The organism is Rhodoferax sp. P2_H8_2 (assembly GCF_056403235.1).
Genome location: NZ_JBFUFW010000001.1, coordinates 386,607 through 412,186, shown reverse-complemented (window position 1 = coordinate 412,186; position 25,580 = coordinate 386,607). Strand labels below are relative to the sequence as shown.

General features: G+C 60.0%; 25 protein-coding genes. 22 read left to right on the top strand and 3 right to left on the bottom strand.

What is annotated here, in order from left to right; genetic code table 11:
- Positions 1–2 precede the first annotated feature (2 nt).
- From AC1DV6_RS02005 to AC1DV6_RS01995, 3 genes are all read right to left on the bottom strand, one after another.
- Positions 3–662 carry a TetR/AcrR family transcriptional regulator gene (locus tag AC1DV6_RS02005; RefSeq protein ID WP_477974615.1) on the bottom strand — a complete coding sequence of 220 codons (660 nt, stop codon included), beginning with the start codon at positions 660–662 and terminating at the stop codon, positions 3–5.
- Positions 663–669: 7 nt separating this feature from the next.
- Positions 670–1,917 (bottom strand): patatin-like phospholipase family protein, encoded by a 1,248-nt coding sequence (locus tag AC1DV6_RS02000; protein WP_477974613.1) that lies wholly within the window; start codon positions 1,915–1,917, stop codon positions 670–672.
- A gap of 137 nt (positions 1,918–2,054) precedes the next feature.
- On the bottom strand, positions 2,055–2,585 hold the full coding sequence (locus AC1DV6_RS01995; RefSeq protein ID WP_477974612.1) for a phasin family protein: 531 nt from the start codon (positions 2,583–2,585) through the stop codon (positions 2,055–2,057).
- A gap of 83 nt (positions 2,586–2,668) precedes the next feature.
- On the opposite strand from AC1DV6_RS01995, the gene AC1DV6_RS01990 reads away from it, so the two are divergent.
- From AC1DV6_RS01990 to AC1DV6_RS01885, 22 genes are all read left to right on the top strand, one after another.
- A complete protein-coding gene (locus AC1DV6_RS01990) occupies positions 2,669–4,027 on the top strand; it encodes a polysaccharide biosynthesis protein (RefSeq protein WP_477974610.1) in 1,359 nt (452 codons plus the stop codon).
- Positions 4,027–5,010 (top strand): glycosyltransferase family 2 protein, encoded by a 984-nt coding sequence (locus AC1DV6_RS01985; protein ID WP_477974608.1) that lies wholly within the window; start codon positions 4,027–4,029, stop codon positions 5,008–5,010. Before AC1DV6_RS01990 ends, AC1DV6_RS01985 begins: the two co-directional genes overlap by 1 nt.
- 153 nt (positions 5,011–5,163) lie before the next feature.
- Positions 5,164–5,841, top strand: coding sequence for an acyltransferase (locus AC1DV6_RS01980; protein WP_477974606.1), 678 nt, complete (start codon positions 5,164–5,166; stop codon positions 5,839–5,841).
- A complete protein-coding gene (locus AC1DV6_RS01975; protein ID WP_477974604.1) occupies positions 5,838–6,683 on the top strand; it encodes a class I SAM-dependent methyltransferase in 846 nt (281 codons plus the stop codon). Before AC1DV6_RS01980 ends, AC1DV6_RS01975 begins: the two co-directional genes overlap by 4 nt.
- 4 nt (positions 6,684–6,687) lie before the next feature.
- Entirely contained in the window at positions 6,688–7,836 is a 1,149-nt protein-coding gene (locus AC1DV6_RS01970) for a glycosyltransferase WbsX family protein (protein WP_477974941.1), read from the top strand.
- A gap of 21 nt (positions 7,837–7,857) precedes the next feature.
- Positions 7,858–8,475, top strand: coding sequence for a class I SAM-dependent methyltransferase (locus AC1DV6_RS01965; RefSeq protein ID WP_477974602.1), 618 nt, complete (start codon positions 7,858–7,860; stop codon positions 8,473–8,475).
- Between the two features lie 6 nt (positions 8,476–8,481).
- Complete coding sequence (locus AC1DV6_RS01960) at positions 8,482–9,240, top strand: glycosyltransferase (protein WP_477974600.1); 759 nt, start codon at positions 8,482–8,484, stop codon at positions 9,238–9,240.
- Between the two features lie 8 nt (positions 9,241–9,248).
- The gene (locus AC1DV6_RS01955; RefSeq protein WP_477974598.1) at positions 9,249–10,142 is read left to right on the top strand and encodes a UDP-glucose 4-epimerase family protein; all 894 of its coding nucleotides are present in this window, start codon (positions 9,249–9,251) and stop codon (positions 10,140–10,142) included.
- Entirely contained in the window at positions 10,139–10,699 is a 561-nt protein-coding gene (locus AC1DV6_RS01950) for a sugar transferase (protein WP_477974596.1), read from the top strand. The genes AC1DV6_RS01955 and AC1DV6_RS01950 overlap by 4 nt, the downstream gene beginning before the upstream one ends.
- Before the next feature lie 14 nt (positions 10,700–10,713).
- Complete coding sequence (locus AC1DV6_RS01945) at positions 10,714–12,612, top strand: polysaccharide biosynthesis protein (protein ID WP_477974595.1); 1,899 nt, start codon at positions 10,714–10,716, stop codon at positions 12,610–12,612.
- 23 nt (positions 12,613–12,635) lie between these two features.
- Positions 12,636–13,538: an acetylglutamate kinase gene (gene argB / locus AC1DV6_RS01940; protein WP_477974594.1), complete on the top strand. Its 903-nt coding sequence runs from the start codon at positions 12,636–12,638 to the stop codon at positions 13,536–13,538.
- Between the two features lie 147 nt (positions 13,539–13,685).
- A complete protein-coding gene (locus tag AC1DV6_RS01935) occupies positions 13,686–14,393 on the top strand; it encodes a response regulator (protein ID WP_477974593.1) in 708 nt (235 codons plus the stop codon).
- Complete coding sequence (locus AC1DV6_RS01930) at positions 14,390–15,790, top strand: ATP-binding protein (protein ID WP_477974592.1); 1,401 nt, start codon at positions 14,390–14,392, stop codon at positions 15,788–15,790. Before AC1DV6_RS01935 ends, AC1DV6_RS01930 begins: the two co-directional genes overlap by 4 nt.
- Positions 15,791–15,837: 47 nt before the next feature.
- Positions 15,838–16,509 carry a nucleoid occlusion factor SlmA gene (slmA, locus tag AC1DV6_RS01925; protein ID WP_477974939.1) on the top strand — a complete coding sequence of 224 codons (672 nt, stop codon included), beginning with the start codon at positions 15,838–15,840 and terminating at the stop codon, positions 16,507–16,509.
- A gap of 188 nt (positions 16,510–16,697) precedes the next feature.
- Entirely contained in the window at positions 16,698–17,375 is a 678-nt protein-coding gene (locus AC1DV6_RS01920) for a TetR/AcrR family transcriptional regulator (protein WP_477974591.1), read from the top strand.
- A 20-nt stretch (positions 17,376–17,395) separates the two neighbouring features.
- Entirely contained in the window at positions 17,396–19,192 is a 1,797-nt protein-coding gene (locus AC1DV6_RS01915) for an acyl-CoA dehydrogenase C-terminal domain-containing protein (RefSeq protein ID WP_477974590.1), read from the top strand.
- 32 nt (positions 19,193–19,224) lie between these two features.
- A complete protein-coding gene (locus AC1DV6_RS01910; RefSeq protein WP_477974589.1) occupies positions 19,225–19,665 on the top strand; it encodes a DUF2147 domain-containing protein in 441 nt (146 codons plus the stop codon).
- A gap of 15 nt (positions 19,666–19,680) precedes the next feature.
- Entirely contained in the window at positions 19,681–22,080 is a 2,400-nt protein-coding gene (locus tag AC1DV6_RS01905; protein ID WP_477974587.1) for a 3-hydroxyacyl-CoA dehydrogenase/enoyl-CoA hydratase family protein, read from the top strand.
- Position 22,081: 1 nt separating this feature from the next.
- Positions 22,082–22,621 (top strand): DUF4442 domain-containing protein, encoded by a 540-nt coding sequence (locus tag AC1DV6_RS01900; protein ID WP_477974585.1) that lies wholly within the window; start codon positions 22,082–22,084, stop codon positions 22,619–22,621.
- 4 nt (positions 22,622–22,625) lie between these two features.
- Entirely contained in the window at positions 22,626–23,819 is a 1,194-nt protein-coding gene (locus AC1DV6_RS01895) for an acetyl-CoA C-acyltransferase (protein ID WP_477974583.1), read from the top strand.
- Between the two features lie 69 nt (positions 23,820–23,888).
- Complete coding sequence (locus AC1DV6_RS01890; protein WP_477974581.1) at positions 23,889–24,770, top strand: alpha/beta hydrolase family protein; 882 nt, start codon at positions 23,889–23,891, stop codon at positions 24,768–24,770.
- Entirely contained in the window at positions 24,767–25,573 is an 807-nt protein-coding gene (locus tag AC1DV6_RS01885; protein WP_477974579.1) for an acyl-CoA thioesterase, read from the top strand. Before AC1DV6_RS01890 ends, AC1DV6_RS01885 begins: the two co-directional genes overlap by 4 nt.
- The last annotated feature ends 7 nt before the right edge of the window (positions 25,574–25,580 follow it).

Sequence of the window (25,580 nt, the reverse complement as noted above, 5' to 3'; positions counted from 1 at the left end):
TGTCAGACGGCGGGGCCATAGGCCCCCGCCAATTGCAGCAGGTGGGTGCGCTGTTCGTTTTGCAAATAGGGCACCAGCAGGTTCAACACGTGGTGCGCACCGCGCATCAGTGCAGCCTGGGCACTTTCGGGTTCCAGTGCGCGGCGCGGGTCACGCACATATTCGAAGCTCAGCCAATAGGTCAACACCACCACCATGCTGGTGGCCGTGGGCTCCATCTGGCGTGCTTCCATTTGCAACGCGCCGGAGCGGGCCATGCTTTCCAGCAAAGCGGTGATGGCGCGGGCCTTGTTCTTCAGCACGAACTGGAAATGGGTTTCCAACCGGCGGTTTTTGCTGAGCAGATCATTCAGGTCGCGGTACAGGAAGCGGTACTGCCAGATCAGTTCAAACAGCGTGTGCATGAAGAACCATGCGTCCTCAACATCGCGCACACCATCGCTGGCATTGAGCAGTTCATTGAGCGCCGCTTCGTACTTGTCGAACAGCGAGTTGATCAGCTCTTCCTTGGCAGGGTAGTGGTAATACAAGTTACCCGGGCTGATGCCCATTTCCGCAGAGATCAGCGTGGTGGAGACGTTGGGCTCGCCAAAGCGGTTGAACAGCTCCAGCGTCACCTCCAGGATGCGTTCGGCAGTGCGGCGTGGCGCTTTTTTGACCATGATGGGCTCAGTGTGCCTTGGGTCGGTTAGCGGCTTCTACTACGTCGCCCAGGTCGTCCATGACTTCCTGCAGCGTGGCTATTGCGCGACCAAGGCGGGTCGGCGCTTTTGCGGGTGCGGACAGGTGGCGTTTGGGGTCGTCCAGCACCGCGTGGTTCAGGCTGATGCCGTGGCGCGCCAGTTTGGCGGACAGACCGGTCTTGCGCGAGCGCAGCATCTGGCGGGTCTGTTGGTAGGCGTGTTCGGCCAGCTGGCGGCGCTGTGCGTAGCTGAAGGTGTTGGCGAGGTACAGCTCGGGATCACGGTGGTCGGGCTCGATCAACACGATGTCGGTGTCCGGGTAAGTGTGCTCGTAATGCTTCATGCCCAGCTCCATGCGGGAGTGGATCATCGAGCGAAAGGTTTGGGAGAGCACCGAGGTCAGTCCGCCATCGGCGATGCGCGGGATACGACGCTTTTCGGACGACAGCCCGCGCTGCATCACTTTGGCAACCTGCGGCGAGGTGGCGTTGAATGGCACCAGCGGGTTCAGGCAAATCATCAAGTCCACACCGTCGTCCAGCGCGACCGACGCGTGCATGGTCTTCTTCAAGGCGCCGTCCACGTAATACTGGTCGTCAATCTCGACGGGCGGGAACAGTCCCGGCAACGCGGAGCTCGCTTGAACGGCCTGCGAGATAGGCACGTGATCCCACCCGGGGCGGCCAAACAAGGTGGCTTCGGCGCTGTCAAGGTTGGTGGCGACCAGCGTCAGCTTGGTCTTGAGTTTGCGAAAGTCGTTGGTGCGGCCTTCGCGGCTGAACAGACGCGCCAGTTGGGTATCAATCGGCTTGTTGGAGAACATGCCGGATGGCAGCACTGGTGCCAGCTTCTCCAGCGTGCCCATCAGCGACTTGCGCCCCAGCGCCATGCCCCACAGGGCGGAGAGCAACAGGCCGGGCAGCATGATGCCGCGGCGCACAAATTCGCCATAGGCCGGCTCCATTAGCCAGGACGGATCAAAGGTATCTGCCGGAGGCGCGTCGTTTTCAATAAACGAGGCACACAGTTCGCGCGGCGTCATGCCATTGGCCAACGCAGCGACGATAAAGCCGCCCGCCGAGACGCCGATGTAGTGGTCCAGCTTGGTGAAATCCAGACCTTCCAGCGATTCCTCCAGTGCGCACATCGCGCCCACTTCATAAATCGCACCCAGTGGCCCGCCGCCAGCCAACGCCAGCGCAATCTTCGGGGGGCGATGTGTCTTTGCTTGCATAGGTGGAAAGTGTAGATGGGGGAGGATGCTGAAATTGGTGCAGCGCAGCACGAGCGGGCAGCCGGTCTGTGCAGCACAGTTGCCCAGTTGGCAAAAAGGGCGCCATTGCGCCCTTTTGTGGATGGTCGGCTAAAGCCTCAGGCCTTGCGAGCCGTGCGTTTGGCGGCAGCCTTGCGGGGTGCCGGTTTTGCTTTGGTGGTCTTGGCGGCTGCTTTGGGAGCGGCCTTAGTAACGGTGCTTTTCGCAGCAGGGGCCTTGGCCGAGAGCTTTTGCACCGCCTGGTTCAGTGCATCAATGCGAGCGATCAATGCGCTGACGTCCTTGGCAGACGGCACGCCCAGCTTGTTCAGGGCCTTGGCGACACGCTCTTCAAAGATGTTTTCCAGCTTGTCCCATTGGCCCGACGCCTTGGAAGAAATATCGGTCGCCATATGCGTCATCTTGGACGTAGCTTCGGTAATCTTCTCCTCAGCCACAGCCTGTGTTTTGCGCTGTATGCTCACGCCTTCCTTGACCAATGCCTCAAACGCCTTGGAACCCTCTGCCTGTGCTCGGGTAAATGCGCCCAGACCGGCTTGCCAGATCTGTTGTGCCGAGTCTTTGACGGAGGCGGACATGTGGGCGGTGTCAGCTTTGTTGGCGTTGTCTTTATGCAATTTTGTGACCATGGGTGCTCCAATAAGTGTGGTGACGAATACACGCAACTTTACGCGCAACCGTTCCCGCGATGTAGGGGTTGGTTTCTAATGGAATGGTAGCCAACTCCAATCCAAACCAGAAATTGCGCCGCTGGCTGTCGATTGCTGGCGTGGATTTCCACGTGCTGACAACGTTGCTGTTGCGCGGCTGGTCCATTCTGGCCGGCGGCATCACGATCCTGCTGTTGCCGCTGTACCTGAGCCCGGCGCAACAGGGCTATTACTTCACTTTCGCCAGCGTGCTCGCGTTGCAAATTTTCTTTGAATTGGGCCTGAGCCAGATTGTGATGCAATTGGTCAGCCACGAAATCGCCCACTTGGAGCCCACCGCCGATGAACGCCTTAAGGGGGGTGATAGCCACATCGGGCGGCTAGGTTCATTGGTCCGCTTACTTAGCCGCTGGTACGGTTTCGCGGCTGTTTTGTTTGGTGTTTTCGCCACGCTGGCGGGCTGGTGGTTCTTTGCACACAGGGGTTCGGAGCCTGCATCAACATGGCTTGGGGCATGGCTGTTGGTGACAACGGCGACGGCGGTCAACTTGTGGCTCAGTCCGGGCCTGGCTGTACTGGAGGGCTGCGGTAAGGTCGGCCAGGTAGCGCGGCTGCGACTGGTCCAGTCGCTGGTGGGGATGTCGATTTTTTGGGCGCTGCTGCTTTGTGGCGCGGGGTTGTGGGCCGCCGCCGCGGTACCACTGACGAACATGCTATGCACTGGGTATTGGATTCATGGGCGCGGCAACCTGCTGCGCTGGCTGGCAACACGCGAGGTGGTGCAGCAACACCGCATGCAATGGCGTCGCGATGTGCTGCCGCTGCAATGGCGCATGGCTTTGAGCTGGGCCAGTGGTTATCTGATTTTTAACTTGTTCACACCGGTAGTATTTTCCCGCTACGGTGCGATTGAAGCTGGACGGCTAGGCATGGCGCTCAACGTGTTTTCTGCAATATTGGCGGTCGGTATGAGCTGGGTTTACGCCAAAGCGCCCAACTTGACCATGCACATTGCACGCGGCGAACGCAAGGAGTTGAACGGCCTCTTTCGAGGGCTGTTCATCCGCTCCACGCTAGCAGTCGCGCTGATGTCGGCCGCCTTGGTCTTGTTGGCTTGGGCGCTCCGGCAATCTAACTTTTCAATGATTGAGCGGATAGCCTCGATCGACGTGCTGGTGGTGCTGGCTATTGTCACCGTGCTCAACGCTATGGCGTCGGCGTTGGCCACCTATATGCGCGCTCACCGCGAGGAGCCAATGATGGCCCCATCGGTGGCGATGGGGGTATTGGTTGCCAGCATCGTTTACTGGAGCGCCGGCGCTGGTATCTTCATGATGATGTTGAGCTACTTGCTGGTGGCCATTGCCTTGCTGCCCTGGACAATTCATCTTTTCCTGCGTTACTACAAAAAGGGGGGGTGATGCCCAGCCCGTTGTTGACCATTGCAATTCCCACGTTTAACCGCGCAAAGCATTTGCGCCTGTTGCTGACTGCGCTGGCCCAGGAGCTGCGCGGCCTGCAGGGCAAGGTGCTGGTGATCGTGGGCGATAACGCTTCGCAAGACGACACGCCGTTGGTTACCGCGGAATTTCTAACAGCCTGCCCGACTGCAGTCGTCGTGCGGCACCCGCACAATCTCGGTGCCGAAGAGAATTTTTGTGACTTACAAACGCGAACGCACTCTCGCTACTTCTGGATCTTTGGCGACGACGACATGCCGCAACCGGGTGTAGTTGCTCAGGTTGTCGGGCTGCTGGAGCGTGAGCGCATTGATTTGCTGTATTTGAACAGTGAATGGATGCGCGATATTTCTCTGGCAAACCCAGTCGCTGCTTATGACCATATCAGTGCACAGGCGATTGCGCGGGCCGACTTTGCAGGTCGCGTTCATGTGTGGTTTACTTTCATCTCGTCGATGGTCGTCAATCTGGAGCGCCTTCGTGAATTGAACCCCGACCTCAAGCCGGAACGCTATTTGGGATCAAACCTGGTTCAACTTGGCTGGGTGCTGCCGCTGCTGATGAAAGGCGAACAGTTTCGGTACGTGGAAAACCGCTGTGTGCTGGCAACCGCCGCAAACACCGGCGGCTATCGACCCTGTGAGGTATTCGGCACCAACTTCCCTGCAGTGGTGCGTGCGATTTGCGGACCCGATTCTCCTGAATGTAAGCAGATACTCAGAGGTTTGGCGTGGGATTACCTGCCCAAACTGTTGTGGAGTACACGATTCCAGCAGGCCGGGGCGTTCACTAAGGAAAATCCACTGCTCAGTTTGGCGCCCCTGAGGAGCAGCCTGGCATATTGGATGGTCTTTGTACCGCTTGCCAAACTACCGCGTCTGCTTGCTACGCCTTTTCTGGTGTTCTCAATGGTGATAGCGCGAGGACGCCAGGTTTGGCAATGAAGGGCAATTTGAGAGACATCGCCAAGCGATCAAGTCCACTATCAGGTGTTTGGAGTTGCGTGACTGTTGACAAAGTTCTTCTTCGAAATTTCTCTGGTGTCGGCATACACTTTCAGGGTGCGGCACAAGTCCGAAATCACCATGAAATTTATTGTGCGACTACTTCATAAACTATCCGACATTGTTCAGCGTGCGCGCCATGAGCGGGCGGTCGCTGCGGTAGTCTTTGTTGTGGCCGAGTTGGGTCGCTGGGTGGGTGGTCGCTCTGCTGCGCTGCTGGCAGGCTTTCCTTGCTCCCTGCTCGGGCCAGGCGCGCGGGTCATTGGCAGCCAGCATATCGCTGTAGGTCGCAATGCCTCTATTAAACGTTACGCGTGGATAGAGGCGGTTAACAGTTTTGGCCAGCAGCGATTTAATCCCTCCATACAGATTGGTGAGCGCTTTCTGGCCTTTGACCGGCTACACATTTCGGCCATAGGAACGGTACAGATTGGCGACGATTGCCTGTTCGGAAGTGGCGTCTATATATCCGACCACAACCACGGCGTCTATGCCGGCGCGAACCAGAGCTCCGCCAGCGAGGCGCCTGCGTCTCGGCGACTGCATGCAACTGGTCCGGTGCGTATTGGCAATCGGGTCTGGCTGGGCGACAACGTGGTCATCGCCGGCGCAGTCACCATAGGCGACGGCGCGGTGATCGGCGCCAACTGCGTGGTTACGCGCGACATTCCAGCTGGCGCTATGGCCGCTGGTTCGCCGCTGAAAATCATCAAGCAATACAACCCACAGACGCAAGTCTGGGACAAATTGTCGAACGAACTTTCCGTATGAGTCAGCGACATACCTATGAATACCAGGTCGAGACCGCCGCCGACAGCGGGCCGGCGCGAGTGGTGCGTCTGGTTGGCTGCGACAAGACGGTGCTGGAAGTGGGCTCCGGCCCGGGCTCTATCACCAGGCTGCTGTCCTCGCAGTCGCAATGCCGCGTCACCGCGCTGGACTACGACGAAAAAGCCCTAGCGCTAATCGCGCCATTTTGCGAACGCACCTTGCAAGCCGACCTGAACCAAGCCGATTGGCCATCCGTGTTGGGCAGCGCGGCGCAATTTGATGTGGTCGTGGCCGCCGATGTGCTGGAGCATGTGTATGACCCGCTGACGGTGCTGAAGACGATGTCGGGTTTGGTGGCGGACAACGGTTACGTTGTGCTGTCGCTGCCACACGGCGCGCATTCGGTATTGCACGCCTGTCTGTTGCAGGAGGATTTCGAGTATGGCGACTTTGGCCTGCTGGACCGTACCCATATCCGCTTCTTTGGGCTGAAGAACATGCAGCGCCTAGTGGCAGACGCCGGGCTCAAGATCGCCCACGCCGAGTTCGTAGTGCGCGCGCCTGAAAGCACCGAATTTGCCAACCGCTGGGCCCAGCTGTTGCCCGAAGTGCAAGCTGCGCTGAACAGCAATCCGTTTGGCCATGTCTACCAGGTCATTTTGAAGGCTGTGCCGCTGACCAGTTCCGAGGCTGCGGTGGATCTGATGAAGATGCAGGTCGTAGTTCGCCCGGCCAGCTTACGTGATCACGTGCGTGCCAGCCTGCGCCGGTTGTTGCCCGCCTCTGTCTATACCCGGCTGCGCGCCATCGCTGCGAAGTTCGGCGCGTCATACAAGGCTTGAACCGATGATGGAATCCAAGGTCAAGCCTATCGCCATCTATTTCCCGCAATTGCACGCGATTGCAGAGAACGACCAATGGTGGGGCGCCGGGTTTACAGATTGGGAAAACGTCAAGTCCGGAGAGCCGCAGTACCCGGGCCATCACCAGCCGCGAATTCCCCTGGGTGGCGTTTATTACGACCAGTCACAGCTGCAGACGCTGCGCCGCCAGACTGCGTTGGCCAAGCAATATGGCATCTACGGGTTTTGCCATTACCACTACTGGTTTGATGGCAAACAATTGTTGGAGACGCCGACCAACCTGATGCTTGCGCACGCTGATATCGATATGCCGTTTTGCCTCTCATGGGCCAACGAGACCTGGTCGCGGCGCTGGGATGGACGCGATCACCACATCCTGATTCAGCAAACCCATCCGCCACTGCCGGAACGTTGGAAGGCCCACTACGATTACCTGATTCGGGCCTGGTCCGATCCGCGTGCAATCAAGGTGGATGGCAAGCCCGTCTTCGTGATCTACCGCCCACAGCGCATTGACAAGGTTGACGAGATGCTTGCCTATTGGCGCCAGTTGGCCATTGCCGATGGCTTGCCTGGGCTGTACTTCATATTTCAAAAGCAGTACGAGCTGCCGAACCGAGCCTGCCTTCAATCTTTTGATGCTCAGTTTCAATTCCAGCCATTTGAGGCGATCAATTCACCGTCTTACGACAAAGATTCGATCAAACATTCGGTGCTGTTCAAGTTGGTGCGCAGCCTACCGGAGCGGTATCAGGATATTCTTAGAGGTCTGAGGGCTAAATTTGTCAACGAACTGACTTTCCACTCCTACGAGTCTGCTTGGCGACAAGCCGTAGAAGTGCGCGAGCAGCCTGGGCTGACAACTTTCCCCGGGGCTTTTGTAGACTGGGACAATTCATCACGCTATAAACGTCGTGCAACTATCTTCAAGGGCGCCTCGCCCGAGGTCTTTGGTAACTGGTTTACCAAGTTGATAGAAAGCATGCCGCAGAGGAATTTGCCGGAAAATTTTGTTTTTTTGAATGCCTGGAATGAATGGGCCGAGGCGGCCTACCTGGAGCCGGACGACAGGCGCGGCTACCAATACTTGGAAGCGCTGCAGCGCGCGTTGCAGCCGGATGACGCACACTAGAGGCCACAAAATGGAAAGACGATGGAACAGCAGATAGAAAAGTTTGAGAGCTACTTCCGGCACCTGAGCAAGATCTCGGTGCGGGGGCGGCTTTACAAGCGGCTGTTTGCGTCGCAGATCATCTACGTCTGCGCGCGCCGCTTTGGGCGTCGCATTGTGGAGGTTGGCTTTGGCACCGGCAGTGGCGTGATTGGCGCTTTTCCTAAAAGTGTCAGCGGCCTGGAGATTAACCAGCTCGCAGTCGCCCATTGCCGTGCGATGGGTATGCGGGTTCAAGTGATTGGCGATGACGGAGCCTACCCAGAGGCCGATGCTTCCTTCGATGCCTGTGTGCTGGACAATGTGCTGGAACACATTCAAGAGCCCCAAACCACGCTGGACGAGTGTCACCGGATCACCGGTCCGGACGGGGGCTTGGTCATCATCGTGCCTGGCCAACGCGGCTATGAGCTGGACGGCGACCATAAAAAGTTTTACGGTGCCGATGAATTGCGCGGTCTTGATCCCCGCTGGGAGATGCGCAGCCTGTTCTCGCTGCCCTTTGGGGCGGTCAACGAAGCCATGTCCAGAAGCCTGAAGCAGTACTGCCTGGTTGCGGTCTATACCAAGCGGGCCGTATCCAGCGCGACTGCGGGATAACACGCGGTGACCGTGTTGCCCGCCAAGGTTTCCATCTCCATCGTAAGTCACCAGCAGGCCCCACTTGTAGGTTCACTGCTGGGCGACTTGGCGAGGCACTGCGATCCGACACAACTGGAGGTGCTGCTCACGCTGAATTTGCCCGAGTTGCTGGACTTTGATCTGGCGCAGTTTCCGTTTCCCGTCGTGCTGATCCACAACCCGCAGCCGCTAGGTTTCGCGGCCAACCATAACCAGGCCTTCGCCCGCGCCAGCGGACAGTACTTTTGTGTACTGAACCCAGATATCCGTTTTTCCCATGACCCGTTTATGCCGCTGCTCACCGCGCTACGGCGAGAGCCTGCTGTTGGGGTGGTCGCGCCGCGCGTACTGGACGGCAACGGTCAGACCGAAGACAGCGCGCGGCGTTTTCCGAGCCCGCTGACCATCCTACAAAAGGCGTTGGGCCTGGGTGGACGCGGCATCTATGCAATGGACGATCAGCCTATCTACCCGGACTGGGCCGGAGGCATGTTTTTGCTGTTTCCGCGCGTCGTGTTTGCTAGCTTGCATGGTTTTGACACGCGCTACTTTCTGTACTACGAAGATGTGGATCTTTGCGCACGGTTGCGGCTGGCCGGCTACCGCGTGCTGGTCACGCCCGCCGCCACGGTGGTCCATGCAGCCCGGCGCGACAGCCATAGAAAGTGGCGCTACTTGCGTTGGCATGTCAGCAGCATGCTGCGCTTCTTTGCTTCACCGGTGTATTGGAAGGTCCGGGCATGAGGGTTTTGGTGACTGGGGCGAACGGCTTTGTAGGCACCGCTTTGTGCACAGCACTGCAGGCGCGTGCCGTTGCCTGTACAGCCGCGACACGCCAGAATGTCGGCAATGTCGGCCCGGCGACGAACTGGAGCCAAGTGCTGCAGGGCTGCGACGTGGTGGTGCATCTGGCCGGGCTGGCGCATCAGCCCGTGGGCGGCGATATCTCGGCCTTGCACGCGACCAATGTCGCGGGTAGCGTGCATTTGGCGCGGCAGGCAGCGGCCGCCGGCGTCCGGCGCTTCGTGTTCTTGAGTTCCATCAAGGCCTGGGGTGAGGTGAGCTTGCCCGGTGCCGCCGCCCGTGAGAGTGACGATTGCCATCCGCAAGACGCCTATGGCCATAGCAAGCGCGAAGCCGAACAGGCCTTGCAACAGCTAGCGCGGGAGACTGGTATGGAGGTTGTCATCATTCGCCCGCCGCTAGTCTATGGCCCTCACGCCAAAGCCAACTTCGCGTTGCTGATGCGTACCGTGCTTCGTGGCTGGCCGCTGCCCTTTGGCGCGGTGCGCAATGCGCGCAGTTTTGTCGCGCTGGACAACCTGGTGGATTTCGTGATTTGTTGTGCACAGCATCCTGCCGCTGCGAATCAGATTTTCCATGTCAGCGATGGCGCCGACCTATCCACTGCCGAATTGGTAAAGGGAATCGCACATGCGGCAAACGTTTCTACCCGTTTGCTGCCGGTACCCGCTGGTGTGCTGCGGGCGGCCGCTTGGATGATAGGTAAGTCGGACGTTTTGCAGCGGCTGACTGCCAATTTGCAAGTTGACATTTCCAAGGCCAGAACCCTGCTGGGCTGGACGCCGCCGTTAACAGTGGAGCAGGGCCTGCGCCAGGCAATGGCTGGGATGGAGCGGCCATGAAGCGGTTGTTTGATGTCGTGCTGGCCCTGGTGGCGCTGATCCCGTTGGCGATTCCGCTGCTGGTCGCTGCCCTCTTGGTGTGGCTGACCTCCAGGGGGCCGATGATCTACTGGTCGGACCGGATCGGCAAGAGCAACCGCATTTTCAGAATGCCCAAGTTCCGCACCATGCGGGTCGATACGCCCGCCGTGGCGACGCACCTGTTGGGCAATGCGCAAAGTTACCTGACGCCCATCGGCAGTTTTCTGCGCAAGTCCAGTCTGGACGAGTTGCCGCAACTGTGGAGCATTCTGAAGGGTGACATGAGCTTTGTCGGGCCGCGTCCGGCACTGTTCAATCAGGATGACCTGATTGCCCTGCGCACCAAGCACGGTATTGAGCAACTGACACCGGGCCTGACAGGTTGGGCCCAGATTAATGGTCGTGACGAATTGCCGATTCCGCAAAAAGTGCAACTGGACCTGTATTACCTGAAGCACCAGTCGCTGGCGTTGGATGTACGCATCATTTTCCTGACTGCCTGGAAGGTGGTACGCCGCGACGGCGTCAGCCATTAGCGACAATCAGGCTTATGCAATTGCGCGCCCCCTTCACCGTGATCAGCGAGATCCTCAACTGGCCGCGTTCGGCCAAGCGCCTAATCGTCATCGCGCTGGACATCCTGCTGGCGCTGGCGGCAACCTGGTTGGCCTTTACGCTGCGCATGGATGCGCTGCACGAACCCAGCGGTAAACAGTGGCTGGTCTATGCGTTGGCGCCTGCGCTGGCGATTCCGGTGTTTGTCCGCTTTGGTCTGTACCGCGCGATCTTCCGCTACACCGGTCAGGCCGCACTGATGGCCACTGCCAAGGCGGTAGCCGTATACGCGCTGGTGTTGTCTTCCATCCTGCTGTGGGCCGAGTGGTATCTGGTGCCGCGCAGCCTGGGTCTGTTGCAGCCCATCATCTTTTTGCTGATGGTCGGCACCAGTCGGGCCATGGCGCGCTTCTGGCTGGCGGGTCTGTCGGCGCCGGTCGGCCATACGCAGTCGCGCCTGTTGATCTACGGTGCCGGCACGGCGGGTGTGCAGACTGCAACCGCGCTGGAAGTGTCACGCCAGTTTCAGCTGATCGGTTTCGTCGACGACGACGCGGGCAAGGCCGGCCAGAGCATCAACGGCGTCTGGGTCAAGAGTTCCGAGCAGTTGCGTGAACTGGTACAGCGGGAACGCATCACCGACATACTGCTGGCCATGCCCAGCGCCGCCCGGGCTAGGCGCAACCAGATCATTGCATCGCTTGAGGGCCTGCCGGTCCACATTCGGACCCTGCCCAGCATGGGGGATCTGGCCAGTGGTCGCATCACCGTGCAGGATTTTCGGGAGCTGGACGTTGAGGACTTGTTGGGCCGCGAGCCCGTACCGCCCCGGCAGGATTTGCTGGCGCGAGACTTGTCCGGGCAAGTCGTGTTGGTCACCGGGGCCGGGGGCAGTATTGGCAGCGAGCTTTGCCGCCAGATCGTGTTGCAACAACCGCGGCAGTTGCTGTTGTTGGACCACAATGAATTTGGCCTCTACAGCATTCACCAGGAGCTGGCGGCGATCTGCACAGCGGCGGGCTTGTCTGTGGAGCTGGTGCAATTACTGGGCAGCGTGCTGGACGCCACGCGCTTGAAAGACATTTGTGGCCGCTACCGCCCTGTCACGGTTTACCACGCCGCCGCTTACAAACACGTGCCCCTGGTGGAAAGCAATGCTGGCATCGGAATCCTCAACAACGTGATCGGCACCCTGCAGATGGCGCAGGCGGCAATGGCGCACGGTGTTAGGCGCTTCGTCCTGGTCAGTACCGACAAAGCGGTGCGCCCCACCAATGTGATGGGCGCCAGCAAGCGCATGGCGGAGCTGGTGTTGCAGGCGTTGGCGGCAACGCAAAGTGCAACTGTTTTCAGTATGGTGCGCTTTGGCAATGTGCTGGATTCCAGCGGCAGCGTCGTACCACTATTTCGTCGGCAACTGGCATCGGGTGGACCGCTGACAGTGACGCACCCCGAAGTCACGCGCTACTTCATGACCATACCTGAGGCAGCGCAGCTGGTGCTGCAGGCTGGTGCGATGGGCACGGGCGGCGATGTGTTTGTGCTGGACATGGGCGAGCCCATCCGCATCATGGATTTGGCGCGACGCATGTTGCATTTGTCAGGGTTGGTCGAGCGCAACACCACTCACCCCAGCGGCGATATCGAGATTGCGATCACCGGGCTGCGCCCCGGTGAAAAGCTGTACGAAGAGCTGTTGATTGGTGACAACCCCCAGCCAACAGAACATCCGCGCATCATGAAAGCGCATGAGCCCTTTTTCCCATGGACGCAACTGGAATCTGAATTGAGGACGCTGGAGCTGGCGGCACGCAACAATGACGCCAATGCGATCCGCAGTTTTCTGTTGGCCCATGTGCATGGTTACCAGATCATCGAATCCGGCACAATTTGACACCTACCCATTTCGAGAAGCCCATGTCCTCTCCTGCACCCGCCAAGCCCGAAGTCGACTCCGGTATCAAGGCCGATATCCTGGCCCAAGCCCTGCCGTATATCCGCAAGTTCCACGGCAAGACCATGGTCATCAAGTACGGCGGCAACGCGATGACCGACCCCAGCTTGCAGAAGGCCTTCGCCGAAGATGTGGTGTTGCTCAAACTGGTGGGTATCAACCCGGTGGTGGTGCACGGCGGCGGACCTCAGATTGAAAACGCGTTGAAGCGCCTGGGTAAAACCGGCGAGTTCATCCAGGGCATGCGTGTGACTGACGCTGAAACCATGGAAGTGGTGGAGTGGGTATTGGGTGGCGAAGTGCAACAGGACATCGTCGGCCTGATCAACCAGGCCGGTGGCAAGGCCGTGGGTCTGACCGGACGCGACGGCGGCATGATTCGCGCGCAGAAACTCAAGATGGTCGACAACGCCGACCCAACCAAGGAGCATGATGTCGGCCAGGTCGGTGACATCGTTTCGGTGGACCCCAGCGTCGTCAAGGCATTGCAGGACGATGCCTTTATCCCGGTCATCAGCCCGATCGGCTTTGGTGAAAACAACGAGAGCTACAACATCAATGCCGACGTCGTCGCGGCCAAGCTGGCCACGGTGCTGAAGGCCGAGAAACTGTTGATGCTGACCAATATCAGCGGCGTGTTGGACAAGGCAGGTGCCTTGCTGACCGACCTCACCGCACGCCGCATTGACGAACTGTTTGTTGACGGCACGATCAGCGGAGGCATGCTGCCCAAGATCGCCGGCGCGCTGGACGCAGCGAAGAGTGGAGTGCAGTCCGTGCACATCATTGATGGCCGTGTACCCCACGTGTTGCTGTTGGAGATTCTGACCGACCAGGCCTACGGAACGATGATCCGCAGCCACTGAGAATATGGCCCCCACGCTCCACCGCTGTGCGGGTCGCTGCCCCCCAAGGGGGCTAATTTTGCTTGGGGCGGCCCGGCGCAAAATTGGTTGCTACATAATTCATAGCTGCTCACGCACATTCCATAAGCCCCGGATGCAAAAAACGTCATGAGAATCCTACTGGTCGAAGACGACGTGATGGTGGCCAGCGGCATCAAGCTGGGACTCACCGACGCGGGCTATGCGGTCGATTGGGTCGGCAGCGCCGAGCGGGCGCTGGAGGTGACCCGGGCCGAAAGCTTTGATCTGGCGGTGGTGGATATTGGCTTGCCCGCTATGGACGGGCTGGCCTTGACCCAACAGTTGCGCAGGAATGGTCACACCATGCCGGTCCTGATATTGACAGCGCGCGATGCGCTGCAGGACCGTGTGCAGGGGCTGGACATCGGCGCCGACGATTACATGGTCAAGCCGTTTGAATTGCCAGAGCTGCTGGCGCGCCTGCGCGCCTTGCTGCGACGCTCACAGGCCGCCACCTCGGCCATCCTTTCCTTTGGCCCGCTGGAGCTTGACACTGCGCTGCGCCTGGCCAGTGTGCGCAGCGCGTCGAATCCGTCGACTGTGCAAGCGATCGAGCTTGGGCCGCGGGAGTGGACGGTTCTGGAGTACATGCTGTTTCAGGCGCCCAAGCCGGTCAACAAAGATAAGTTGTTGCAGGCATTGACGGGCTGGGACCGTGAAATCACACCCAACGCGGTGGAGGTCTATATGTCCCGACTGCGCGGCAAGTTGGAGCCCCATGGCATTGCGCTACGGGCCATTCGCGGATTTGGCTACCGGCTGGAGCTGGTTGCGGATAGCTCAGGCAACGTATGACCTCGGGCCTGCAGCGCCGCTTGCTGGTTCTGCTGCTGGCGCCGTTGTTGCTGTTGGCCAGTCTCAACACTTGGTTTGATTTGCGCTCCGCTGACAGCGCTTCGCTGCAACAGGACAGCAGTTTGCGCAGCCTCGTCCCGCTGCTTTCCGACTCGCTGGTGTTTCGCAGCAACGCGGCAAATGATCCGCCTGTATTGCTGATGGCACCCTCGGTGGAGGAGTTTTTGAGTTCGCGGGGCGCATCTGCTGCCTTCGCGGTGGTGAGCGGCGAGGGGCGCGTGCTGTTTGGCGATCAATGGCTGAACGCCTTGCCTCCGGACACCTTCGAGACGGACTTTTCCAGCGAGGAGCATGGTGGCATCACCTTTCGCATCGTCAGCCAGCGGGTCAAGACGCCTGCTGGTGACATGGCCGTGCGGCTGGCTGATGGGTCAGACCCGCGCCAGCAGTGGTTTCGGCTGTTGTTGGTCAAGGCCATCCTCCCGAATATGGTGCTGGTCATCGCCGCGTTCTTTGCCGTCAACTGGGCGGTACGCCGCGCACTCAAACCCCTGCTGGATTTGAAGGAGGCAGTGGAGCACCGCTCTCCGCATGACTTGACGGCCCTGGACCCCCAGGCCTCGCCCGACGAAGTGCGTCCGCTGGTGCTATCACTGAACCGTCTATTTGATCTGGTCAATGCCCAGTCAGAAAATCAGCGCCGCTTTGTGGCGGATGCGGCCCATCAGCTGCGCACGCCGTTGGCGGCGCTTCAATCTCAAATTGAAGCCTGGGCCATGATGCTGGAGGCACCCACAGGAAAAGCGCCCGCTGCGATCACCTTGGAGGCAGAGCAAATACTGCGATTGCGCCACGCCGTGCGCCGGACCTCGCAGCTGGCCAACCAGTTGTTGGCCCTGTCGCGCGCCGACGCCCGCACGGTAGAAGCGCAACCGCTGCAGCGCGTCAATATGCAGGCCCTGTGCGAAACCATGCTGGAGACGCACCTGGACGCGGCGGCCCAAAAGGGCATTGATCTGGGGCTGGACACGGTCCCGGTCCATGTGTCGGGCCACGAATGGCTGCTCCGAGAAATGCTGGGGAACTTGCTGGACAACGCGATCCGCTACACACCGCCGGGCGGCCACGTCACGCTGCGTTGCGGCCGGCGGCCCCATCCCAAGAGCGGGCATCTGGCGGTGTTTGTCGAGGTCGAAGACGATGGCCCCGGAGTCCCTCTGGCCGACCGTGAGCGCGTGTTGGAGCGTTTTTACCGCGTCACAGGGACGCAAGGCGAAGGCAATGGTCTGGGGCTGGCGATTGCCGCCGAAATTGCCCGGGTGCACCAGAGTCAGTTGCAGTTATCCGACGGTTATCAGGGGCGCGGGCTGCGGGTTTCCATGTGCTTCCTCGAATAAGCAAAAACCCTCGGTGACCCTGTGCGAGAATGTTTCAACCCCACGATATGCGCACCATGTCTGACACCGATTCAAGCCTTTCTGCCGATTCGATCTCCCAAGACACACCTGTGCGCAAGCGGCCCAAGCCGGGTGAGCGGCGGGTGCAGATTTTGCAAGCCTTGGCTAGCATGCTGGAGCAGCCCGGTGGTGAGCGGGTGACAACGGCCGCATTGGCCGCACGCCTTGAAGTCAGCGAAGCCGCCCTGTACCGACACTTTGCCAGCAAGGCCCAAATGTTTGAGGGGCTGATCGAATTCATTGAGCAGTCGGTGTTCACACTCGCCACCCAAATCGTTGAACGCGAAACCGCAACCGGTGGCGACGCCATCGACGTCGCGCGGCGCCAGTTGGCCAAGATCACCGGTATGGTCGTGCAGTTCGCCGAGAAAAATCCCGGCATGGCGCGTGTGATGGTCGGCGACGCGCTGGTTTATGAAAACGAGCGTCTGCAACAACGCATGAACCAGTTTTTTGACAAATTGGAATCCATCTACCGGCAGTCTCTGCGCGATACCTCGCTGACAGTTGGTTCTGCGACACCCACCGTCGATGCCCAAGTGCGCGCAACTGCCTTGACGGCATTTGTGATGGGCCGCCTGCAACGCTTTGCCCGCTCGGGTTTCAAGCGCTTGCCGTCCGAGCATCTGGAACCCAGCTTGCAGCTTTTGTTGGGTTAATAACTCGCCGCTGGGCCGCCCCAAGGCGAGTTGGCCCCTCGGGGGGCCGCGACCCGCGTAGCGGTGGAGCGTGGGGGTAGGGTTTTCCCGACATCCTGTTAGAAAAATACCTCTAGATCCAGGGGTATTTAGAGGGTGGGTTGCGACTTGGTGCAAAATAGCACGATCGTTCTATTTTGTAGCCTCGCATGTCCACAATCCCATTGCCCTCCAGATCTACACGCAAGCCTGCCGAGAGCAGCGCGCGCGCGTCCGGCGGACGGGCCATGCAAAAAGGCCAGCAGACCAAACTGGCGATTGTGGAAGCGGCCCTGGGGCTATCCACCCAGATTGGCCTGGAAGGCCTGAGCATAGGCGTACTGGCTGAAGTCACGCAAATGAGCAAGTCGGGCGTATTCGCCCACTTTGGCTCGCGCGAAGAACTCCAGATCTCCGTGATCCGCGAATACTTCAACCGCTTCGAGCAGGAGGTGTTCTACCCCGCGCTGCACGAGCCACGTGGCTTGCCGCGCGTCAAGGCACTGTTTGCCAACTGGATGAAGCGCGTTGCCGTTGAAATCCACTCCGGCTGTATCTTCATTAGCGGTGCGGTCGAATTTGACGACCGGCCCGGCCCTGTGCGCGATGCACTGGCCAACTCGGTACAAACATGGCTGCACGCACTGGATCGCGCTGTGCTGATGGCCAAGGAAATTGGACATCTGAAGCCGGATGCCGATGCACACCAAATGGCTTTCGAAATCCACGGCCTGATCCTGGCCCTGCATTACGAAGCCCGCTTTCTGAAGAACCCTGGCTCTATCGAGCGCGCCAACCAGGGTTTTGCCAACATCCTGGCGCGATTCGGTGCCAGTCCCCAAATTTAGTTAACCCAAGGAGCCTTTTCATGCCCACCTATAACCCCCCACTGCGCGACATGCAGTTTGTGATGCACGAAGTGCTCAATGTTGTTGACGAGCTGAAGCAAATTCCGCGGCATGCGGACATGGACGTCGACACCATCAATGCCGTGCTCGAAGAAGGCGGAAAGTTCGCCTCCGAAGTGATTTTCCCTCTGAACATTTCGGGCGATGCCGAAGGCTGCACGCTGGATTCCAAGACCCACGCGGTGACCACACCCAAGGGCTTCAAGGAAGCCTACAAGACTTATATCGACGGCGGCTGGGCCGCGCTGGGTTGCGACCCGGAGTTCGGTGGCCAGGGCCTGCCTCTGGTGGTCAACGGCATGTTCTACGAAATGCTCAACAGCGCCAACCAGGCCTGGACCATGTACCCCGGCTTGACGCACGGCGCTTACCACGCGCTGCACACCTACGGCACGCCTGAGCAACAGCAGACCTATCTGCACAAGATGACCAGCGGCGAGTGGACTGGCACCATGTGCCTGACCGAACCCCATTGCGGTACCGACCTGGGCCTGATGCGCACCAAGGCCGAGCCACAAGCTGACGGCACCTACAAGATCACCGGCAACAAGATCTTCATCAGCGCCGGCGAGCACGACATGGCCGACAACATCATCCACCTCGTGTTGGCCCGCCTGCCCGATGCGCCTCCCGGCATCAAGGGCGTCAGTCTGTTTGTCGTGCCCAAGTTCAATGTGAACAAGGACGGCTCCTTGGGTTCGCGCAATGGCATTTACTGCGGCGGCCTTGAGCACAAGATGGGCATCAAGTCCAACGCGACCGCGCAGATCGTCATGGAAGACGCCATCGGCACCATGATCGGCCAACCCAACAAGGGCATGCAAGGCATGTTCGTGATGATGAACTCCGCCCGCCTGGGCGTGGGCAACCAGTCGCTGGGTCTGACCGAAGTGGCGTACCAAAACGCGCTGGCTTACGCAAAGGACCGCATCCAGATGCGCTCGTTGACTGGCCCCAAGGCCAAGGACAAACCCGCCGATCCGATCATCGTGCACCCCGATGTGCGCAAGATGCTGCTGACTGCCAAGGCCTACGCCGAAGGCGGCCGCATGCTGCAGGCCTTCTGCGCAATGCTGCTGGAAAAAGAGCATTACCACACTGACGAAAAAGTGCGCAAGGATTCCGGCGAACTGCTGGCCATGCTGACACCGATCGCCAAGGCCTTCCTGACCGACAACGGCCACGTTGCCACCAATGCCTGCATGCAGGTGTTCGGCGGCCATGGCTTCATCAAGGAATGGGGCATGGAGCAGTTCGTGCGCGACAACCGCATCAACATGATCTATGAAGGCACCAACACCATCCAGTCGCTGGACCTGCTGGGCCGCAAGATCCTCGGCAACAACGGCGCCACGCTGAAGAAGTTCGGCAAGCTGGTCGGCAAGCTGGTCGAAGAAGAAGGCACCAACGAAAAAATGTCTGAATTCATCACACCCATCGCGGTGCTGGGTGAGCAGATGACCAAGTTCACCACTGAAATCGGCTTCAAGGGTTTCCAGAACCCCGACGAAGTGGGCGCCGCTGCGGTGGATTACCTGCGCGTTGCCGGTCACCTGGTGTTCGGCTATTTCTTCGCCCGTATGGCACAAGTCGCGCTGCGCGAAATCGCTGCCGGCAACACCGACCAGTTCTACCTGGCCAAGCTGCAAACCGCGCGTTTCTACTTCGCCAAGCTGTTCCCTGAAACCGCTACATTGATGCGTACCGCGCGCGCCGGCAGCAAGGTGCTGATGGATACCGACGCGGTATTTGCTTAATTACTTCGATCACAAAATAAGAGGAGACACTCATGATTCGCACAGCTATCGCAACCGCTTTGACCCTGTTTGCCGCATCGGCTTTTGCCCAGATGACCCCCGTGGGTCTGTGGCAAACCATTAGCGATAAGGATGGCAAGGTCACATCCGAAGTTCGTATCTTCGAAAACGGTGGTGTGGTCAGCGGCAAGATTGAGCGTGTGCTGGACCCCAAGGCCCGGCCCGACGAGAAGTGCGACAAGTGCGAAGACGACCGCAAGAATCAACCCATCGTGGGCCTGGAGTTGCTGCGTGGCCTGAAAAAGGCTGACGGCAAGGACGTGTGGGAAGGCGGTACCGTCGTCGATCCCAACAACGGAACCATCTACAAGGCCAAGGTCACGCCCATCGATGGCGGCAAAAAACTGGAGATGCGCGGCTACGTCGGCGCACCTCTGTTCGGACGAACCCAGACTTGGATTCGCGTCCAGTAATTTTCAGGAAAACTTATGTCCCGTTTCAATGTTCGCAAAGTCGCCGTGCTCGGCGCAGGGGTCATGGGTGCGCAAATCGCCGCCCACCTCGTCAACGTCAAAGTGCCGGTCGTTTTGTTTGACCTCCCTGCCAAGGAAGGCCCGAAGAATGGCATCGTCACCAAGGCGGTCGAGGGCCTGAAGAAACTCAAGCCCGCGCCACTGGGCGTGGCAGACGATGCGGCATTGATCGGTCAAGCCAACTACGAAGAGCATCTGGAGCAGTTGCGTGACTGCGACCTGATCATCGAAGCCATCGCTGAGCGCATGGACTGGAAGCTCGATCTGTACAAGAAGATCGCGCCTTTCGTGGCTCCGCACACCATACTGGCTTCCAACACCTCGGGTCTGTCGATCACCAAGCTCTCCGAAGTGCTGCCCGAAGAGTTGCGTCACCGCTTCTGCGGTATTCACTTCTTCAACCCACCGCGCTACATGGCTCTGGTCGAGTTGATCAATACCCCCGCCACCGAACCGCAAGTTCTGGACGACCTGGAAGCCTTTGTGACCAGCAACCTGGGCAAGGGTGTGGTCCGCGCGAAAGACTCCCCGAACTTCATCGCCAACCGCGTCGGCATTGCCGGCATGTTGACCACGATGAAAGAAGTGGAAAACTTTGGCCTGACGTTTGACGTCGTCGATGACCTGACCGGTAAGAAGCTGGGTCGTGCATCGTCCGGTACCTTCCGCACTGCCGACGTCGTGGGCCTGGACACCATGGCCCACGTGATCAAGACATTGCAAGACACGCTGAGCATCGAAACAGATCCGTTCTACGAGAGCTTTGCCACCCCCGAAGTGCTGAAGACGCTGCTGGAGATGGGCAACCTGGGTCAGAAGACCAAGGCCGGTTTCTTCAAGAAGGTTGGCCGCGACGTGCTGCGTTTTGAACTCGACAGCAAGGATTACGTGCCCGCCGGTCAGAAGGCCGATGAGGTCTATGGCCGCATGCTCAAGAAGCCTGCCGCCGAGCGCCTCAAATTGCTGCGCAACGCCGAAGGCAAGGAAGGCCAGTTCCTGTGGGCCATTCTGCGTAACAGCTTCCATTACGCGGCCGTGCATCTGGCATCGATTGCCGACAACGCCCGCGATGTGGACTTCTGCATGCGCTGGGGCTTTGGCATGCAGCAAGGCCCGTTCGAGCTGTGGCAAGAAGCGGGTTGGTTGGAAGTCGCCAACATGATCAAGGAAGACATCGACTCCGGCAAAGCGCTGTGCAAAGCGCCGCTGCCGGATTGGGTGTTCAAAGGCCCGGTGGCCGACGCTGGTGGTGTGCACACGCCTGCTGGTTCGTGGAATCCGACCACTGGTACGTTTGCGCCTGTGCGCAAGCTGCCCGTGTACGAGCGCCAGCATTTCCCCGAGAGCGTGCTGGGCGCCAACGCACCTGCCGCAGCAACTGCAGGCAAGACGATCTCCGAAGACGAGTCGATCCGCCTGTGGACGCTGGACGACGACGTACTGATCGCCAGCATCAAGACCAAGATGCACGCCATTGGTGGCGGTGTGATCGAAGGCCTGCTGCAGGCGCAAGAGCTGGCCGAGAAAGATTACAAGGGCCTGGTGATCTGGTCGCCCGACGAGATGTTCTCTGTGGGTGCTGATCTGCAAGGCATGATGCCCGCCTTCATCATGGGCGGTGTCAAGGCAGTTGAAGGCGCGGAAGCCGAGCTGCAAAACGCGATGCTCAAACTGCGCTATTCCAACGTGCCGGTGATCTCCGCGGTGCGCGGCCTGGCGCTGGGTGGCGGTTGCGAGCTGGCCGTCTATTCCAGCAAGCGTGTTGTCGCAATGGAAAGCTACATCGGCCTGGTGGAAGTCGGCGTGGGCCTGGTGCCTGGCGCTGGCGGCCTGACCTATATCGCGCGCCGTGCTGCAGAGAATATGGCGCTGTCCACGTCCAAGGACGTGCTGCCCTTCCTGACCGAAGGCTTCACTGCCGCGGCCATGGCCAAGGTCGGCACCAGCGCGCTGGAATCGCGCAAGCTGGGCTACTTGTTGGACAGCGACATCGTTGTTGCACACAAGGACGAACTGCTGTTCGTTGCAATCAACGAAGCCCGTGCCATGTACACCGGCGGCTACCGCGCGCCGCACAAGCGCAGCTTCCCGGTGGCGGGCCGCAGCGGTATCGCCACGATCCGCGCGCAACTGGTCAACATGCGTGACGGCGGCTTCATCAGTGCGCACGATTTCCACATCGGCCTGCTGATTGCCGAAGTGGTCTGCGGTGGTCAGGTGGATGCGGGCACCTTGGTGACCGAGGAATACCTGCTGGCGATGGAGCGCAAGGCGTTCACCTCACTGCTGACGCACCCCAAGACGCAAGAACGCATCATGGGCATGATGTCCACCGGCAAGCCGGTGCGCAACTGACATGACTACCGTTGCTGCTTCTGCGGTGCAAGTCGAGTCTGCAGTTCGGCCGAATCGCCTAGCGCGCACGCTGGCCAAGCTCGAACGCGTCCCCGCGTTCCTGCGGCCTTGGGTGCGTAACAAGGTGATGGGTCGTGCGGTGCCGTTCACCGGCACCGCCGGGCTCAACTATGTGCAGATGACGCCCCAGCGTGTGGAGATTGCTGTGGCCAATGTGCGCCGCGTGCAAAACCATATCCAAGGCGTGCATGCTGCCGCGATGGCACTCTTGGCAGAAACGGCTACCGGCATGGTCGTCGGCATGAACGTGCGCGACGACTGCCTGCCGCTGGCCAAGACCCTGCACATCGATTTCAAACGCCGTGCCCAGGGCGGCCTGCGAGCGGTGGCTACCTTGTCCGATGCCCAGCGTGCGCTGATGCAGCAGAGCGACAAAGGCGAAGTCAACGTGACCGTGCAGGTCAGCGACGAATCGGGCGAGCAGCCCATCCAATGTGAATTCATCTGGGCGTGGATACCCACCCCAAAACCCAAGGATTGATCCCATGAAACAAGTGCAAGACGCCTACATCGTTGCCGCCACCCGCACGCCCATCGGGCGCTCCGGTCGCGGTTACTTCCGCAACACCCGCCCCGACGAGCTGCTGGTTGCCGCGCTGAAGAGCGCGATGCTGCAAGTGCCTACGTTGGACCCCAAGGCGATTGAAGACGCCATCATTGGTTGCTCCTTCCCCGAAGGCGAGCAGGGCATGAACATGGCGCGCATCGCGGTCGGCCTGGCGTTCGACCATCCCGTCGGCGGTATCACCGTCAACCGTTTCTGCGCCTCCGGTATCTCTGCGATCCAGATGGCTGCCGACCGTATTCGTGTGGGCGAAGCCGACGTGCTGATCGCCGGCGGTGCCGAGTCCATGAGCATGGTGCCCATGGGCGGCAATAAGCCGTCGTTCAACCCCGCGATCTTTGAGCGCGACGAAAACATCGGCATCGCCTACGGCATGGGCCTGACCGCAGAGAAGGTGGCCCAGCAGTGGAAGGTGACCCGCGAGATGCAGGACGCCTTTGCGCTGGAGTCGCACCTGCGCGCCGTCAAGGCCCAGCAGGCTGGCGAATTCACCAACGAAATCACGCCCATCGACGTGATCGAGCGCACGCCCAACCTCGCCACTGGCGAAGTCACCACCAAGACCCGCACCGTGAGCCTGGATGAAGGTCCGCGCCCCGACACCACGCTGGAAGCGCTGGGCAAGTTGAAGCCCGTGTTCGCTGCCCGTGGCAGCGTCACCGCCGGCAACAGCTCGCAAACCAGCGACGGCGCAGGCGCTCTGATTCTGGCCAGCGAAAAAGCAGTCAAGCAATTCGGCCTGACCCCTCTGGCGCGCTTTGTGTCATTCGCCGCGCGCGGTGTGCCGCCCGAGATCATGGGCATCGGTCCTATCGAAGCGATTCCTGCTGCGCTGCGCTATGCCAACCTCAAGCATGAAGACATCGGCTGGTTTGAACTGAACGAAGCCTTCGCGGCCCAGTCGCTGGCCGTCATCAACACGCTAGGCCTGGATGCGTCCAAGGTCAATCCCATGGGCGGCGCCATTGCGTTGGGCCACCCACTGGGCGCTACCGGTGCCATCCGCGCAGCTACCGTTATCCACGCGCTGCGTCGCCACAACCTCAAGTACGGCATGGTCACGATGTGCGTGGGCACCGGCCAAGGCGCCGCCGGCATCTTCGAACGCGTCTAAACCGCAAAGAAACGCCAAGGCCACCACACACTGACGAGGTTGTGGTGGCCTTTTACTTTTGGAGTTGATATGCAAACAGCAACACTCACGACATCCGATGGCGCGCAACTCGCAGTGCGTGTCTATGAAGACGCAGCCAACCCCGCGCAGCACAGCCTGGTCATCGGTGGCGCAATGGGCGTGCGCCAGGACTACTACGCGGCCTTCGCGCAATGGCTGGCCTCGCAAGGCTGGCGCGTCACCACATTTGACTATCGCGGCTCGGGAGAATCGTTGCCCAACACGGCACATGGTGGTTTGCGCGGATTCAAGGCCGATCTGTATGACTGGACGCGCGATTACGAGACGGTGATTGCGCAGGCGCATGCAGCTTTGCCGCAAGCACCTTTGTATTTGATGGGCCACAGTCTGGGCGCACAGTTGCCGGGTTTGATGAAGGACACCAGCAAGATCAGTGGTCTGCTCAGCGTGGCCGCTGGCAGTGGCTACTGGCGTGAGAACGCGCCGCAGCTCAAGCGCATCGTGCCGTACTTCTGGTTCTTCCTGGTGCCGCTGGCCACCAAGCTGTGCGGCTACTTTCCGGGCAAGCGCCTGAAGAAGGTCGGCGACTTGCCCAAGGGCGTGATTCTGCAGTGGCGCAGTTGGTGCCTGAACCCGCGATACAGCGTGGGTGTGGAGGGCGAGTCCGCACGGCAAAGTTATGCGAACGTCCAGTTCCCGGTGCTGGCGCTGTCCATCACCGATGACGAGCTGATGACACTGCGCGGCACCCACAGTCTGATCAACCTGTACACCAATGCGCCGCGCGAGATTCTCAGCGTTGCGCCCGCCGATGTGGCCGCTCGCCGCCTGGGCCACTTCGGTCCGTTCCGCCCCGCGATGGAGGCCAATCTGTGGCCCCGCATGGCAAGCTGGCTGACCGGCCTGACCCACACTCCCCAATCCACATGACCACACATACTTTCGACGAATCGATAGCGCTGACGCGCCAGGCCGACGGCAGCTTTGCCGGCAACACGCATCCGGCCTACGCCAACATGGTCGGCCCTTTTGGCGGCACGACTGCCGCGCAGGTGCTGAACGCCGTGCTGCAACACCCGGAGCTGTTGGGCGAGCCGTTGTCGCTGACCGTGAACTTCTGCGCTGGTGTTGCCGATGGTGCGTTTGTGGTCGTCGCAAAACCTGCGCGTACCAATCGCTCCACCCAGCACTGGACCATGGAAATGCTGCAAAACGGCGAGGTGGTGACGACTGCCACTGCGGTGACGGCGGTTCGGCGTGAGACCTGGGCCGATGACGAGATCGCCATGCCCGTTGCGCCCGCGCCCGGCGATGTCGCGATTCCCACCAGCAATGCGCCCATGGAATTCATCAAGCGCTACGACATGCGCCCCATTCTCGGCGGCATGCCTTCCGACTGGGACGGCAGTTTGCACAGCAGCCTGACCCAACTGTGGGTGCGCGACCAGCCACCGCGTCCGCTGGACTATGCGTCGCTGGCCGCCATGGCCGATGTTTTTTACCCGCGCGTCTTCGTACGCCGACGCTCGTTGACGCCCGCTGGCACTGTGTCCATCACCACCTACTTCCATGCCAACGCGGCGCTACTGGCGCAGACGGGTACCGGGTATTTGCTGGGCCAGGCGCGTGCGAGTGGCTTTCGCAATGGCTTCTTTGACCAGAGCGCGCAGATATGGAGCGAGGCCGGCGTACTCTTGGCCAGCAGCCACCAGATCGTTTATTTCAAGCAATAAGGAGACT

Bases quoted from the DNA above. Each gene is read 5' to 3' on its own strand.
- AC1DV6_RS02005 (WP_477974615.1), bottom strand. From the start codon at position 662: ATGGTCAAAAAAGCGCCACGCCGCACTGCCGAACGCATCCTGGAGGTG.
- AC1DV6_RS02000 (WP_477974613.1), bottom strand. From the start codon at position 1,917: ATGCAAGCAAAGACACATCGCCCCCCGAAGATTGCGCTGGCGTTGGCT.
- AC1DV6_RS01995 (WP_477974612.1), bottom strand. From the start codon at position 2,585: ATGGTCACAAAATTGCATAAAGACAACGCCAACAAAGCTGACACCGCC.
- AC1DV6_RS01990 (WP_477974610.1), top strand. From the start codon at position 2,669: ATGGTAGCCAACTCCAATCCAAACCAGAAATTGCGCCGCTGGCTGTCG.
- AC1DV6_RS01985 (WP_477974608.1), top strand. From the start codon at position 4,027: ATGCCCAGCCCGTTGTTGACCATTGCAATTCCCACGTTTAACCGCGCA.
- AC1DV6_RS01975 (WP_477974604.1), top strand. From the start codon at position 5,838: ATGAGTCAGCGACATACCTATGAATACCAGGTCGAGACCGCCGCCGAC.
- AC1DV6_RS01970 (WP_477974941.1), top strand. From the start codon at position 6,688: ATGATGGAATCCAAGGTCAAGCCTATCGCCATCTATTTCCCGCAATTG.
- AC1DV6_RS01965 (WP_477974602.1), top strand. From the start codon at position 7,858: ATGGAACAGCAGATAGAAAAGTTTGAGAGCTACTTCCGGCACCTGAGC.
- AC1DV6_RS01950 (WP_477974596.1), top strand. From the start codon at position 10,139: ATGAAGCGGTTGTTTGATGTCGTGCTGGCCCTGGTGGCGCTGATCCCG.
- AC1DV6_RS01945 (WP_477974595.1), top strand. From the start codon at position 10,714: ATGCAATTGCGCGCCCCCTTCACCGTGATCAGCGAGATCCTCAACTGG.
- argB (WP_477974594.1), top strand. From the start codon at position 12,636: ATGTCCTCTCCTGCACCCGCCAAGCCCGAAGTCGACTCCGGTATCAAG.
- AC1DV6_RS01935 (WP_477974593.1), top strand. From the start codon at position 13,686: ATGAGAATCCTACTGGTCGAAGACGACGTGATGGTGGCCAGCGGCATC.
- AC1DV6_RS01930 (WP_477974592.1), top strand. From the start codon at position 14,390: ATGACCTCGGGCCTGCAGCGCCGCTTGCTGGTTCTGCTGCTGGCGCCG.
- slmA (WP_477974939.1), top strand. From the start codon at position 15,838: ATGCGCACCATGTCTGACACCGATTCAAGCCTTTCTGCCGATTCGATC.
- AC1DV6_RS01920 (WP_477974591.1), top strand. From the start codon at position 16,698: ATGTCCACAATCCCATTGCCCTCCAGATCTACACGCAAGCCTGCCGAG.
- AC1DV6_RS01915 (WP_477974590.1), top strand. From the start codon at position 17,396: ATGCCCACCTATAACCCCCCACTGCGCGACATGCAGTTTGTGATGCAC.
- AC1DV6_RS01910 (WP_477974589.1), top strand. From the start codon at position 19,225: ATGATTCGCACAGCTATCGCAACCGCTTTGACCCTGTTTGCCGCATCG.
- AC1DV6_RS01905 (WP_477974587.1), top strand. From the start codon at position 19,681: ATGTCCCGTTTCAATGTTCGCAAAGTCGCCGTGCTCGGCGCAGGGGTC.
- AC1DV6_RS01900 (WP_477974585.1), top strand. From the start codon at position 22,082: ATGACTACCGTTGCTGCTTCTGCGGTGCAAGTCGAGTCTGCAGTTCGG.
- AC1DV6_RS01895 (WP_477974583.1), top strand. From the start codon at position 22,626: ATGAAACAAGTGCAAGACGCCTACATCGTTGCCGCCACCCGCACGCCC.
- AC1DV6_RS01890 (WP_477974581.1), top strand. From the start codon at position 23,889: ATGCAAACAGCAACACTCACGACATCCGATGGCGCGCAACTCGCAGTG.
- AC1DV6_RS01885 (WP_477974579.1), top strand. From the start codon at position 24,767: ATGACCACACATACTTTCGACGAATCGATAGCGCTGACGCGCCAGGCC.